Genomic DNA, 14,146 nt, shown 5'->3' with positions numbered 1-14,146 from the left:
GGCGCGAGGTCCAGGAATCGATCGGGACCAGCCAGTCGGCTCGAAGACGAGGACAAAGTTAACGCAGTTAACACTAACAAGTCAACGGCTTTTTTGACCGCCCGGACGCATCTTCCTAGAAGGAGGTGGTCCGGGGCGTGCTGCCCATGCCCTTCGGGGGCCTCGAGCGCGATGACAGACCCCATTTCCCGACTTCGAGCCTGGATCCGGGCGGCGGCCAAGGCCGGCGCGCCGATGCCGGACGCAATGGTCCTGGCCACGGTCGACTCCCGCGGGCGCCCGTCTGCCCGCTACGTCCTTCTCAAAGAGGTCAGCGCGCGTGGCCTCGTGTTCTACACCAACGCGAACAGCCGCAAGGGCATCGACATGGCCGGCAACGATCGCGTTGCGCTCGTCTTTTACTGGGACGTCACCGGCAGGCAGGTGCGCATCGAGGGCAAAGTCTCGACGCTCTCCGCAGGCGAAGCGGACGAGTACTGGCAGGAGCGGCCGGTCGCGAGCCGCTACGCGTCCGCGGCATCGAACCAGAGCCATCCGATCGCATCGCGGAGCGAGCTGCTGCGCCGCTACGCTGCGCTCGAAAACGAATTCCCCGACGGAAGCATTCCGCGCCCCGCGCACTGGAAGGGCTATCTCGTCGCTCCCGATGCAATCGAGTTCTGGACGCGCGCCGAGCCGCGACTTCACAAGCGCGAGCTGTTCACGAAGAAGCGCTCCGCCGGCGCACCCCAGTGGAAATCGGAGATCCTCCAGCCTTGAGCTCCCTCGCCGGGTTAGGAAATCGGGGACAGACACCGATTTCCGGAAATCGGTGTCTGTCCCCGATTTCCTCGCATGACAGTGCGCGCTGGCGCGAGATCCTGCTCTACCAGACCTACTGCCAGCTTCGCGTCGAATCCGAACGTCTTTACGTAGGCTACCTGTGGTGGGCTATCGAGACGCTGCTCGAGATGGGACTGCTCTACGTGCTGTTCCGCGGGATCCTCGGCTCTCCGGTCGAGCACTACCTTTCGTTTCTTTTGTGCGGCCTCGTCTCGTGGCGATGGCTCGCGCAGAGCGTCTCGCGCGCGGCGCCGTCGATCCTCGCCAATCAGCCGCTCGCGACGCAGGTGTTCGTGCCGAAGCTGATTTTCCCCGTCGCGATGCTGCTTGCCGATGCCGTCAAGTTCTCGGTCGGGCTCGTGATGCTGCTCGTGTTCCTGCGGCTCGACGGCCTCGCTCCGCTCTCGTCGCTCGCTTCGCTTCCGTTCGTGCTCGGCGTCCAGTTCGTCTTCATTGCGGCGATTGCGCTGTGGACGGCGGCCCTGGTGCCGTTTCTTCGCAGCATCCTCGTCGGGCTCGACGTTGCGCTCCGCTTCGGGATGTTCGTCTCGGGCGTGTTCTTCGAGATCTCGCGCGTCGGCGAGCCGCTGCGGTCGTGGCTCGCGATCAATCCGATGGCGGTCCTGCTCGATGCATGGCGCAGCACGCTGATGCTCGGACAGTCTCCCGACTATGGTTCGCTCGCGCTCATCGCACTTGGTTCGCTCCTCGCCATCTTCGCCGTCGAGCGCTTCGTCGCTCGCCGCGAGCTGCTGTATCCGCGTCTGCCGGCATGATCACCGCCGCTCCACTTCTGCGCGTCGACGACGTCGCCGTGCGCTATCTGATCCGCGGCCGGATCTTCACGCGCGGCGCGAGTCACCGCTGGGCGCTGCGCGGAGTGTCGTTCGACGTCGATCACGGCGAGACGCTCGGCATCATCGGACGCAACGGCGCGGGAAAGACGACGCTGCTGCGCGTGCTCGCCGGCATTCTCGGATGCGATCGCGGCACGGTCGAGCGTGCGCCGGGCGTACGATCGTCGCTGCTCAGCCTCCAGGTTGGCTTCCTTCCGCAACTGACCGGCCGCGAAAACGCGACGCTGTCGGGCATGCTGCTCGGACTGCGCCGCCGCGAAGTCGCCGCGCGGTTCGATTCGATCGTCGCGTTCGCCGAGCTCGAGGACGTGATCGACGATCCGATCGCGACGTGGTCGGACGGCATGCGCGCGCGGCTCGGATTTTCCGTCGCGTATCACGCAGACCCCGACCTGCTGCTGCTCGACGAGGCGCTCGGAACCGGCGATGCGGCCTTCCATGAAAAATCGGCAGCCGCGATGCGCGAGCGGATCCGGTCGGATCGCACGTGCGTGCTCGTCACGCACGACGAAGCGGCGATCCATGAGCTCTGCGATCGGTGCATCTGGATCGAAGGCGGCGTGGTAGCCGCTGCGGGACGGCCGCGCGACGTGCTTGCGTCGTATCGCGGCAGCGATTCGTTCGCAGCTGTGTCGCAGCTCAGAGCTTCCTGAGCTCGTTCTTCAGCAGCTTGCCGGCCGGGTTTCTCGGAAGCGCCTCATCGGTGAACTCGACGATCTCCGGAACCTTGAACGACGCCATGCGCGACGCGACATGGCGGCGAACCGCGTCGGCATCGAGCGCGGATCCGGGGACGCGTCGCACGATCGCCTTGACGCGCTCGCCCATCTCCGCGTCGGGAACTCCGATGATCGCCGCTTCGTCGATCTCGGAATGCTCGGCAAGCAGGTTCTCGATCTCGACGCAGTACACGTTCTCGCCGCCGCGAAGGATCATGTCCTTCGCGCGATCGACGATGAACAGGAAGCCGTCCGCGTCGAGATAGCCGAGGTCGCCGGTATGCAGCCATCCGTCGCGCACGGATTCGGCCGTCGCATCCGGACGGTTCCAGTAGCCCGGCGTCACGGTCGGGCCGTAGAACAGCACTTCGCCGAGAGCACCGGGCGCGACGTCGCCCCCGTGCTCGTCGACGACCTTGCAGTCGAGCACCGGAGCAGGTCGTCCTGCCGCGGTCTTGCGATCGAGCAGATCCTTGCCGCCGTTGACGGTCGCGACACCGTGGGTTTCGGTAAGGCCGTACGCATTGGCGAACGTCGGCTCGACGGGCAGCACTTCGCGCGCACGATCGATCGTCTCGGGAGACGTCGGCGCACCGCCGAACGATACGCTTCGCAGGCTCGACAGGTCGTACTTCGCGATGTCCGGCGAGTGCACGACGCGATGAAGCATCGTCGGGATCGCCGGCCACATCGTGATCTTTTCGCGTTCGATCGTCTGCATGACGCGTTCGGGATCGAACTTGCCTTCGAGGAAAACGATCTTGACGCCCGCGGTGATCTGCGTGCAGACGCCGGAGTGCAGGCCGCCGACATGAAACAGCGGCGACGACAGCAGGCTCGCCGCCTGTCCGCTGGCCGGAATCAGCTCCTTCCCGGAAAGAATCGAGCCGGCAAGTCCGGCGAAGATGATGCCAAGCACCTGCGCGATGGTTCCGCGATGCGTCGTGATGCAGCCTTTCGAACGGCCGGTGGTTCCGGACGTATAGAGGATCATGAACGGATCGTCTTCGTCGATCGGTGCGTCGGGGACGACGTCGGTCGGATCGAGCAGCGACGAGAACGGGATGGTTCCGGCGGGCGCGTTCTCGCCGATGTAGAAGACCTTCTCGAGTGTCGGGATCTTTCCGAGAACGGGCGCGACGCGCGCATACAGCCGGTCGTCGACGACGAGAAAGCGTGCGCCGGAATCATTGAGGCCGTATTCGAGCTCGTCGGTTTGCCACCAGCCGTTGAGCGCAACGCCGATGGCCGCCGCCGACGTCGCGCCGAAAGCCGCGAAAAGCCATTCCGGACGATTGACCGCAAGAACTGCGACGCGGTCGCCTTTGACGAGGCCGTGGTCGTTCACGAGGCGGGCGGAGACTCCGAAGCACAGTGCGGCGAGCTCGCCGTAGCTGATGCGGCGGTCACCGTAGACGATCGCAACCTGGTCGCCGCGCTGCGCCGCCGCTGCGATCTTCTCGCGCAGCGAGCGCTCGCGATTCTTGAAGTTCTTCATCGGACGGCCGCCGACCGTCTCGACGACGATCTCGAACGGCCCGCCGGGCCCGGTCATCTGCTCAACGATCTGCTCGTAGGTGATCGACATGGCCGGACCCTACCGGCCGTCCGCCCGCGCCGCAACAACCGCGAAATCGGGGACAGACACCGATTTCGGGAAATCGGTGTCTGTCCCCGATTTTGTCGTGCGCGCACGGATCGACAAGAGGGCGTCCGCGCGCAAGGATGAGTGCATGGAATCACTCGCTACCCGCATCATCCGATGGCTGCTCGGACTCCTGCTCGTCGTTGCGGGACTGAACAAGTTCCTGCATTTCATGCCGGACCCGCCGCACAACGAAGCCGGCATGGCGTTCATGATGGGGCTGGTAGGCTCGGGCTATATGCTGCCGCTGATTGCGATCGTCGAGATCGTGTGCGGGCTCGCGTTTCTGACTGGGAGGTTCGTCGCGCTTGCCGCGGTCGTGCTCGCGCCGGTGGCGCTCAACATCGTTCTGTTTCACGTGCTGCTCGATTCGACCGAAGCGGCGCCGGGATTGTTCGTCGGGGCGGCGACGGTTTATCTGCTGGCGGTGAACTATTCGAAGTATCAGGAGATGCTCCGAGCGAAGTAGCTTCCACTTCGTGCGGAGAGCGCCTGACCCAACCGTAACCACGCGGGCGCCTCTACCTCGCCTTATTTTTCCTCTCTCGCAGACCGAGCCTGGTCCGACGCTAACCGCACTCGCTGGGGTGCCGCGGCAATCAGCGATATGGCCACGAATCGGACTGAATCGTACCGGGGTCATCAGACGCCGTGCGTCGAGCGCTGGGGCGGAAATGTGGCTCCAGGATGGGCGGCTTTGGCAAAGACTCCGGGCGGGAAGTGTGCCGCCTCGTGCGAATCAGTAGGCCGTCGTTTGAGCGATTCGTCGGGCCCGAACATGACCGGTGCCACTGATCGCCGCGATATTGTTGTGCGCGGGATGGGTCGCCGCGCTTGCACACGTTCCCAACTCCCCGTCACAGTAACTCCGCATTCGAAATTGATCGTAGTAAACCGGCCGAGCCTGTAGCTGAAGTCACAGCTTGGATCGTGAGACAGGCACAGAAGGCGGTTTTTCGTTTGCCATAACGTCGGGCAGTCGAGTAGTACCGACGCTTTCCGTCTGGCTGGTTCTTTCGCGACGGACCCTCTCGTGAGGAAGGCACCGTTTTGATGGGCAATTTGTCTCGGCTTCTCGAGTTCTTTCCCTTTACGCGTCGGCCGCCCCCGTTCACCCATCCCAACGCCGATGTGCGCTGGACCATCCGCGCAAATGGCAGCGCAACCCTGGACGTCACACGCGAGATTTTGTACTCGCGAATGCCCAGAACAGACGAACTCTACGACGAGATTTTTGCCTCGCTGGACCAGGACTTCGAGCAACTCAAGTATGAATCTGATGATGCCGAGATCGTCGATGTTGCATCCGACAAGAACTCCATTCGCATTTACTGGCGACCTCGTTCCATACCAATCCAGCCCAATATAGTTTACACCCACAGCTATAAGTGGACGCCGCCCGGTGTTGCGCATCCTCGGTACAAGCAGTTCACCATCGCATCTCGCGTTCCTACCGCGCGCTATCGTCTTCGCATAGTGAGTCATAGACCTGTGGCGGAAGCGCTTTGCTACAAGGGACATCCGCGCCAGAACGTCCTCGATCCCGAAGAGGTCATGCGAAATGCGAGGGAGGTCGAGCGACGCGGAGCACCTCCGCCGCGAAAGACTGGGGACAAAACGTTCGAGGTCTCCATCGCGAACGTTCAGCCAGGAGAACGCTACTTTGTCATCGTCGAGTTCGAGCCTCCGGCCGACGGCCGACCCGCTCCGAGACTCGTCGTGTTGGTTCCCGGTCTGGCGCGTCGGATCGAACCTTGGACCCCATTGGTTGAGCGCTTGAAAAAGGAGGAATCACTCGCCGACGCCTACTGGTCGATCTGGGATCATGGGCAAAGCTGGTACAGCTTCGCGGAAGTCGAAGATGTCGCTCGCGATCTTCGCGCCCATATCGATCAACTGTGGCAGGCGCGAGGGCCGTTTACCGACGTGATTCTCGTGGGCCATAGTCTCGGCGGCTTGCTGGTTCGGAAGGCTTACCTTGATGCTTCCGCAGCAGATGACCGGCCGAGGCGACGTACGGAATGGGCCGGCTGCGTATCCCGCATTATACTATTCGCCGGTATCAACCGCGGCGTGGATAATAAATCGCGACTTCGCAATCGCGTGGGTGCGTGGTTTGCCAGAGCATTCCCGATTCTCAGGAGATGTCTGGCATGGGATCTACTTCGAGGATCCGATTTCATCACGGACGTCCGCATCCAATGGATTCGGTATTTCTCAACGTTGGGTGACTCCGCGCCATTGGTTGTACAATTGCTAGGTACTCGCGACGATCTTATCGAACGGGAAGACAGTATCGATGTCGAACAGTTTCCCACTGCGCACCATATCGAGGTACCGGGGGCCGAACACCACAACGTGTTCGAGTTGGGGGTCGGCTCCAGCGCAGATGACAGATACGCCTTACTACGGCAGGCATTTGTTCGGCAAAGAAGTGACGTGAGATCCGAAGAACCGCAGTCAGAACCGAAGGACATTGTGTTCGTGGTTCATGGGATTCGGGCGAACAATCAAACATGGGTAAAGGATACCCTCGAGAAGATAGCCTCCACTTGGCCGCACGTGGAAGTTATCGATCCGCGATACCCTTTCCTATCGGCCCTTCGATTTGCCATACCGATGACACGAAGGCGGGAGCTTCAGTGGTTTCGAGATGCCTACAGCCAGGCCTTAGCTCGGCATCCGCACGCATCGTTCTCGTTTATCGGACACAGCAATGGAACCTACATTTTCGGGGAGAGTTTGCGCGCGATTCCCGCCATGAAATTCCGTCGCGCGGTTCTAGTCGGATCGGTACTGCCAGCGGACTACGACTGGGAGGAGCGCGTCCGCCGAGGACAACTCGAGTCACTGCGGGTGGATTGTAGCGCATACGATTGGCCCGTCGGCTGGCTTTGCAGCCTCCTGCGCGGTGCAGGGATGAAGGACGTTGGCACTGGGGGGTACGAGGGATTTACGCGACTCAACGGCGTCCAGAAGCATGAGTATCTCTGGTACAAGGGCGGGCATAGCGCACCACTCGCGAGCGAGAATCTAGGCGCACTGGCGGAGTTCGCTGTACTTGGTTCGATCATCCCGCCGGGAAACTTGGAACCCGAGACCAGATGGTTCACCTTCGTTTCGAGGCTCCTTCACCGACTCGCGCCGATTGTCGTCCTTGGCATCGGCGCCTGTTTCATCTTGCTGTTGGCGACGACATGGACAGTTGCACTGTCCATCCTTCTCGCGCTGACCTGCGCCGTCATACTTCTTGATGTCACGTGAGTGATCTCAATCTGGCTCGTTGTTCGCGCGTCCTCGTTGTCCAGAACGGGTCGGCACCGCAAGTTGTTGCTGCTCGTGGGGCCTATTCAGGGTCGCAGCGGCGCCGGCGAACCCGAATTTAGTTCTTCCGAAATGCGGTCGAAAATGCGCAGGAGCTTGGAACGCTTCGATGCTGTCGCCTAACTGTTTTTCAGACTGAGTCTGCCGACCTGCCCGGGCGCTGCCATTGCGATTCGCTTTGTAGCAATCATACTCTTACGCGCGACTCCCCCTCCATCCCCGCCGGAATCGGCACCCCGAGCATCTGCAACACCGTCGGCGCAACATCTCTCACATCGCTCGGGCCGGATCGCAGCGCCGGTTCCTTACCGGAGATCGCAAGAAACCCGGTCTCGCTATGCCCGCCCGTTCGATGATCCTGATGCGGACCGACGATCGTCCCGTAACCCGGCGAGTATAACGCATCGAGCGGCCGCTCGGTGTTCCAGAACCCGACGATGTCAGGAAGCGTCGCGACATACTCGCCGTCGTACGCATCATGAATGGTGTCGACATGCACCAGCGCCGCGCGGCCGGTGGCCGGGTTGATCAGCTCGCGCATGCGCGCGAGAAGAAACGCGCAGAGACGATCGTACTCTGCTCCGGGCGCTACGTTCCCGAACCGGTCCCGGCCGATCACGTTGATGCGGACCGCAGGATTGAGATCGTTGTTCGGGACGCAGAATGCGCGCGCGTGCACGTCGAGCTTGAGCGCACCCATGAAACGGCACACGAGCTCGGATTCGATCCGCTTCGGCAGGCGGTGCTTGACGGCGTACTGCCAGCGCAACGGGACCGCCGCACGAAGACGCTGGAGCACCGGCTGCTCCAGCCGCTGGCTCCGTTCGCGCGCAGGATCCGGAATGCGGTCGGTCGCGTCCCGCATTCCCCACCACTGCAATAACGTCGGAAGCAGCTCGCGCGCGTGATACTCGGGCTCCATCCCGTGCGCCGAGCACACTACCACGCGCACGAGCGGACCTGCGGCCTCGATGACCTCGCCCAATGCGGCGTCGACCGCCTGGTAGATGTCACGCAGTGCCCATCGCAGGCCACCCGCGTCCGGCGGATGCCGTGGATGCGACGGATCGTGAAGATGCCAGAACTGATGTCCGGCACAGTGCGTCTCGGAGAAAACGCCGAAGAACAAATCCCACGAGCGCGATCGCAGAAGATCGATCAGCAGGCGCTTGCGAAGCGCGACTGCCGAAAGCAGGTCGCGACGCACGCGCGCATACTCGGCAATGCCCGGACCATGATCGTCGCACGTGCGTACCGGATAACGCCCGTATTTCGTACGGACCTCGGCGGCGAGATCGACGGGATGCGACGTCGGCGTAGCGGTGTTCGCGTGTCCACCCCAGTTGACGAGCTGGATGCCGCCGATCGGCGGCTGCGGGCCGATCTTCGGAGCGTCGATGACTGCGCACGACATTCCGCATTCTGACGCCGTCCGCCAGAATGGTTCTGCGCCCGACAGCTCATGATGCACGAGCTCGAGCTTTCCCGTGTCGGAATCGGGCCGAATGAAGAAGTAGGGCGAGATGCGCCCGGGACCGCGGCTCGTATACAGGATCGGCCAGACGACATCCGGGAAATGGTTGGCCGGCGACACGAGGTCCGTGGCATGACCCGTCTCGAGCAGCCGTCGCATCGTCGGCAGATAACCCTCGCGTGCCCACGCGCGCAGCAACGATGCCTCGGCGGCATCAAGACCAATCACGAGAACGCGTGCGCCGACATCACCCACGCCGTTTGTGTTTCAAACAGCCCCTCCACCGTCAACCCGTCCAGGTCTGCAGCTTGCTTCGACGATGTACGCGCTGGTGTCTGCCGCGGGTCGGGGCTAAACAGCGAATCCGATCGAACCAGAAATGAAACGACGACGTCGGATTTCGCGGAACACGCACCCGAGTATCGTCATACCCAGCAGATGATCCCGTGACAGATCCTGAGGCCAGCCACGACGACCGGGCACTGCACGTAGCTGGCTGGGGACGCCGTCCGCACTGGTCTCTCTACGTCTCGGTCTTCCTCGTATCAGCGGCGTTGCTGATGCTCGAAGTTTCGCTGACGCGCCTGTTCTCGTACACGATCTGGTACCATTTCGCGTATCTGACGATCAGCGTCGCGCTGCTCGGGTTCGGCTCGAGCGGCGCGATCGTGGCGGCCTGGCCTGATCTCCTCGCAAAGCGCGGCAGTCGCTTTCTGTCGGGCGCACTTCTCGTCGCAGCGCTGGGGACGACCGCCGGGATTGCCTTCCTCGCACAGTTCCCGATCGAAGCTCCGAACCTGCTGCTGAAGCCGCTCAAGTTCTCCTTCAGCCTTTTCGTCTATTACGTCATCGTCGGCGCGCCGTTTCTTCTGGCCGGCTTTGCGATCGGCGTTCCGTTTGCCGCGTATCCGGAACGGATGAGCCGCCTCTACTTCTGGGATCTCCTCGGCGCAGCGTGCGGCTGTTCGCTGGTCGTACTCGGCATTGAGCCTGTCGGCATACCAGGCGTGATCTGTGCCGCCGCCGGACTGATGATCGTCGCTGCGGCAGCGCTCGAATGGTCGGACAATCGGCGCCGCGCCGCGCTGGCAATCGCCGCCTGTGCCGCCGCGGTTTTCGTCGTTGCCGTACCGGCCAGCAATCGTGTGCCGATCCGCATCACCAGCACGAAAAACCATACGTTCTTCACTCCGGAAGGCCCGGGCACGGCCGCATACGACGAACGTACCGACAAGTTCTGGAAATGGACGCCGCTGAGCCGCGTGGATGCGTTCGGGTGGAAGACCCCGACGACGATGTCGTTCTGGGGCACGAACGGGTTGAGCACCTCGTGGCAGGGCGACAAGCCGCCGGTCGCCGCGCTGCTCATGTACGACGGCAGCAACGGCTCGGAGATCTATTTCTATCACGGGGATGTCCAGTCCGAGTTTCGCATGCTCGAGCATCACATCCTGCGGCTGCCGTACATCGTCGCCCGGCAACCGAACGTGCTCGCAATCGGCGTCGGCGGCGGCATCGACCTCTTCAACGCGATCAAACAGGGAGCACGGCACGTGACCGGCGCCGAGCTCCAGCCCGAAACGGTCAACCTGCTGAAGAACCGGCTTCGCGAGTTCACCGGAGGATTCTACGATCGCGACGACGTCACGCTGGTTGCCAGCGAAGGCCGTCACTTCGTCCGCAAGACCGACCAGACGTTCGACCTCGTCCAGATCACCGCGGTCGATACCTTCGCCGCGCAGGCGAGCGGCGCGTACGTGCTCGCCGAGAGCTATCTCTACACGGTCGAAGCGATGCAGGACTACATCGACCACCTCTCGCCCGACGGGCTGGTCACCACGGTGGTCGGAGACGTCGTCATCGACGGCGAATTGCCGCCGCTGGCAACGCGACTCGGGCTCATCGGCTATCGGGCGCTCGCCGAGAAAGGCGTCAAGGATCCGAGCCGCCACATCGTTGCCATCGGCATGAGCAATCCCGGCTCCGTCGCGCGCAGCGAGTCGGTCATGGTCAAGAAGAGTCCTTTTACCGAGGAGGAGCTGGCGCGCATCCGGTCGTTCTGCGACGAAAACGGCTTCACGGTGCTGTACGCGCCCGGCACACCGTCCCTGGTGTTGTCGAACGTGCTCGGGCCAGACGAGGCGATACGGCAAAAGCTGCTCAACTCTTCCTGGTTCAACATGGAAGCCACGCGCGACGGCAACCCGTTCTTCTACAACGTCGGCAAGTGGACACGCTTCTCTGTGACTATGAATTCGAACCTCATCATGCCGGGCTCGTATATCGGGCAGATCGTCATGGTGCTGATGCTGGTGCAGTCGCTGGTGCTCGGCACCCTCCTCGTGCTGCTGCCGCTGTGGCGAGGAGCGCGTGCCGGCCTCGAAACCCCGCGCGTGATGTCGTTCCTGGCTTACTTTCTCGCGCTCGGTATCGGGTTCATGTTCATCGAGATCAGCTTCGTCCAGTCGTTCGTTCTGTTCCTCGGCTCGCCCACCTATGCACTGTCGGTCACGATCTTCGCGCTGCTTCTGTTCTCCAGCATCGGAAGCTTCGCCTCGGGCCGGTTCCGCGATCGGCCGGAGTGGGCTCTGCGCCGCCTCTCGATCATCGTCGCGATCGTCGTCGTCGGTTACGACCTCGGCCTCGCGCGGCTCTTCCAATCGGCGCTGCCGCTCGATCTCCATCTGCGTATTCTCGTCGCGATCGCGACCCAGATGCCGATCGGCCTCACGCTCGGCATGTTCATGCCGCTCGGCATTGCCTGCATTTCGCGCGAACATCCGCGCCTCGTGCCGTGGGCGTGGGGCATCAACGGTGTAGGATCCGTCATCGGAACGACGCTGGCGGTGCTGCTGGCCATGACGATCGGCTTTCCGGCGGTCGCAGCGCTGGCTGCGGTGCTGTATCTCGGGGGAACGGCCCTGCTGATCGGTTCGCGGTCGGCCACACGATGAGTCATGTGATGGCATCCGTCATTCTCGGCAGAACCAGGATGAGCACACGGAAGCGAGAACGCAGTGCCCCTGCGCTGGCAATTCTGCTGCTGGCCATGAGCGCGATCCCGCGCCTCGCGCTCGCCTCGAATTGCGTGCCCTCCTGCGGAGCCCCGGTGAGCGGGGCTGATATCCCGTACGGAACGGATTGCCTCTTCATCTTGCGCGCGGCGGTGCATACGGCGGCCTGCAACCCCGAATGCATCTGCCGTCTTACCGGTAGTGAAGCGGTATCCGTTACCGATGCGCTGGCGTGTCTTCGGTCGGCCGTGGGCGCAGCGGGTCTGCCGGTCTGCGATTGTGCGCCGCCGACGACCACGACGACGCTGCCCGCGCCTGCCGGAAACTGCGATTCGAGCGGCGTGAGCTGCACATCGAAGTTCGACTGTGAGGAGGAATGTTTCGGCACCTGCGAGGCTGCGTACGACGCATGCTACGCGCCAGCGCTTGCGGAGTACGACGCGTGCTTCGCGACTTGCCTGCCGGACGACATGGCCTGCGTTCGGCTATGCGTTCTGAGACTGCATACGTCCGAGACCGCCTGTGTTCGCACCCTGCGGGACTGCACTGCGCCCTGCAGCGGCGCGCTGTGCTCGGGGCTGTACGACGGCCCGCGGTTCGAAGATACGGGACTGACGGTCATCGACCATCAGACAAAGCTCGAATGGGAGAAGAAGACGGCGGATACGGTGGCCGATCGTTACACGTGGACGAAGGATTACTCGACCACATGGCCGAACGGTACGGTGTTCACGAGCTTCCTCGCCGATCTTAACGATTGCCGCGGCGATCACCGCTGCTTCGCCGGCCACTGCGATTGGAGGCTGCCGACAAGCGGCGGACTGCGAACGACGGGGAAGCACGCCGAGCTCGAGTCGCTGCTGGATCTGCTTCACTGCAATCTCAACGAAAATTGCATCGACCCTCTCTTCGGGCCGATCTCCGATGAGATCCATTGGAGTCGCACGACAAGCAAAGCCGCGAAGAGCCAGGTCTGGGCGGTCGAGCTCGTTCCCCTCTATCCTCGTATCCGCGAGTGGGACAAGTACCGTTCCGAGCCGGCGCGCGCGGTGCGTGACTTGTACTGAGTGACCCGAGCCAGCCCCCGGGAAATCGACAAGGTCACAGCCATCGGCAGCACCGAGCCGCGCTCCACAAAAAACAAGAGCCGGACACCCCCGGTGTCCGGCTCTTTCACGACATACGAAATGCGGTCGAGAATGCGCCCCCGCTTCGAACGCTTCCGTGCTGTCGCCCTCCTCCCCCGACTCTGACGCCTTCGCCGAAATCCGGCTCCGGCTATCCGGTCAGAACGTTCCGCTCGCGACGTAGCGGGCTGCGGTCATGACGAGCACCGTAAGAACCGGAACGCCGCCGAGCAGCGCGACGACCGACGGAAGTGCGTCGGCCAGTGTAGTGATTTCTTCGTGACCCGATGCGACCTGCGTGGTCATGCGAGACGAGCCTCCTTGCCGTGATTGCCAGCGGCGCCGCCGCTGGAGCCAGTTGAGTTGGAAACCGGAGTACCGGCGGCACGCAGCGCGGCGAGCATCGGCCGATCGCGGCGAGTACCGGCGGACAATCCGTCGAAACAGAGCCCGAGAACCTGATCGGCGTAGTTGTCGATCCAGTCCGCGCCCTGTTCGGCGGATCCGAAAAGATGCGACACCAGGCCGCGCGATTCGAGGTAGCAGGAAACCGCGCCGAGAATCATGAAGAACGTCGTCTCGAACGGCGCCGGTCGGAGCGCGCCTTCGTCGACGGCGCGGCGGTAGACGTTTTCGATCTGCTTGATCGACGGTCCGAGCCTGCGCGAAGCGAACCACTCGCTCTGGCCGCTCTCCGATCCACCTTCGTCGCGCATCAGTCGATACGCAGCGCGATTGGCCGCAAAGAAATGGACGAGGCGCCGCACCACCAGCCGGAACGCTTCGCGCCCGTCGAGAGATGCGCCGTCGTCGATGGCCTCGTCGATGACAGCCGAGAAATTTGCGCTGAACACTTCGAGCGCCTGGCGCCACAGGTTGGCCTTGGATCCGAAGTGATAGAGCACGAGGGGGGCCGTTACGCCGACCCGTCGGGCGATCGCCGCGAGCGACGCTTCCTGAAAGCCTCTCTCGGCGAATTCGCCGACGGCAGCTTCGAGGATCTGGTTGCGGACTCCGGAGCGACCGTGGCCGGCCCCTCCTGGCGTGCCCGTTGCCGTACCCGCGGCCGGACGAGCCGCATGGACGGACGCGAGCGCTGCATCTGTACGAAGGGACGTCATGGCCGATAGTTGAGCAACCACCATGCCAGACCCTTCTTTCTGG

11 protein-coding genes are annotated in these 14,146 nt (G+C 63.0%); 7 read left to right on the top strand and 4 right to left on the bottom strand.

What is annotated here, in order from left to right; translation table 11 throughout:
• The first annotated feature begins 171 nt into the window (after positions 1–171).
• Genes pdxH through VN634_20915 form a run of 3 tightly spaced genes read left to right on the top strand, consistent with a single transcriptional unit; the run spans position 172 to position 2,332 of the window.
• Positions 172–759 carry a pyridoxamine 5'-phosphate oxidase gene (gene pdxH / locus VN634_20925; GenBank protein ID HXC53362.1) on the top strand — a complete coding sequence of 196 codons (588 nt, stop codon included), beginning with the start codon at positions 172–174 and terminating at the stop codon, positions 757–759.
• Positions 756–1,598: a hypothetical protein gene (locus VN634_20920; protein HXC53361.1), complete on the top strand. Its 843-nt coding sequence runs from the start codon at positions 756–758 to the stop codon at positions 1,596–1,598. The genes pdxH and VN634_20920 overlap by 4 nt, the downstream gene beginning before the upstream one ends.
• On the top strand, positions 1,595–2,332 hold the full coding sequence (locus VN634_20915; GenBank protein ID HXC53360.1) for an ATP-binding cassette domain-containing protein: 738 nt from the start codon (positions 1,595–1,597) through the stop codon (positions 2,330–2,332). The genes VN634_20920 and VN634_20915 overlap by 4 nt, the downstream gene beginning before the upstream one ends.
• Here the strand turns inward: VN634_20915 and VN634_20910 are convergent.
• On the bottom strand, positions 2,319–3,986 hold the full coding sequence (locus VN634_20910; protein ID HXC53359.1) for a class I adenylate-forming enzyme family protein: 1,668 nt from the start codon (positions 3,984–3,986) through the stop codon (positions 2,319–2,321). The genes VN634_20915 and VN634_20910 overlap by 14 nt on opposite strands.
• Positions 3,987–4,131: 145 nt before the next feature.
• Here VN634_20910 and VN634_20905 point away from each other — a divergent pair, with 145 nt between their 5' ends.
• Together VN634_20905 and VN634_20900 are read left to right on the top strand one after the other, a co-directional pair.
• Positions 4,132–4,512 (top strand): DoxX family membrane protein, encoded by a 381-nt coding sequence (locus tag VN634_20905; GenBank protein HXC53358.1) that lies wholly within the window; start codon positions 4,132–4,134, stop codon positions 4,510–4,512.
• Between the two features lie 584 nt (positions 4,513–5,096).
• Complete coding sequence (locus VN634_20900; GenBank protein ID HXC53357.1) at positions 5,097–7,307, top strand: alpha/beta fold hydrolase; 2,211 nt, start codon at positions 5,097–5,099, stop codon at positions 7,305–7,307.
• Positions 7,308–7,554: 247 nt separating this feature from the next.
• On the opposite strand, the gene VN634_20895 is transcribed toward VN634_20900, so the two are convergent.
• A complete protein-coding gene (locus tag VN634_20895; GenBank protein HXC53356.1) occupies positions 7,555–9,069 on the bottom strand; it encodes an alkaline phosphatase family protein in 1,515 nt (504 codons plus the stop codon).
• A gap of 218 nt (positions 9,070–9,287) precedes the next feature.
• Between VN634_20895 and VN634_20890 the strand changes: the two genes are divergently transcribed.
• Together VN634_20890 and VN634_20885 are read left to right on the top strand one after the other, a co-directional pair.
• Positions 9,288–11,795: a hypothetical protein gene (locus VN634_20890; GenBank protein HXC53355.1), complete on the top strand. Its 2,508-nt coding sequence runs from the start codon at positions 9,288–9,290 to the stop codon at positions 11,793–11,795.
• A 155-nt stretch (positions 11,796–11,950) separates the two neighbouring features.
• Positions 11,951–12,922, top strand: coding sequence for a DUF1566 domain-containing protein (locus VN634_20885; GenBank protein HXC53354.1), 972 nt, complete (start codon positions 11,951–11,953; stop codon positions 12,920–12,922).
• 219 nt (positions 12,923–13,141) lie between these two features.
• Here VN634_20885 and VN634_20880 read toward each other — a convergent pair whose 3' ends face one another.
• Positions 13,142–13,288 carry a hypothetical protein gene (locus tag VN634_20880; GenBank protein ID HXC53353.1) on the bottom strand — a complete coding sequence of 49 codons (147 nt, stop codon included), beginning with the start codon at positions 13,286–13,288 and terminating at the stop codon, positions 13,142–13,144.
• Positions 13,285–14,103, bottom strand: coding sequence for a TetR/AcrR family transcriptional regulator (locus tag VN634_20875; protein ID HXC53352.1), 819 nt, complete (start codon positions 14,101–14,103; stop codon positions 13,285–13,287). Before VN634_20875 ends, VN634_20880 begins: the two co-directional genes overlap by 4 nt.
• Positions 14,104–14,146: the final 43 nt, after the last annotated feature.

The organism is Candidatus Limnocylindrales bacterium, from assembly GCA_035571835.1.
Taxonomy (GTDB): domain Bacteria; phylum Desulfobacterota; class Binatia; order UBA1149; family CAITLU01; genus DATNBU01.
Note: the sequence above shows the minus strand (reverse complement) of the source record. Positions and strands in the feature narration are given on the sequence as shown.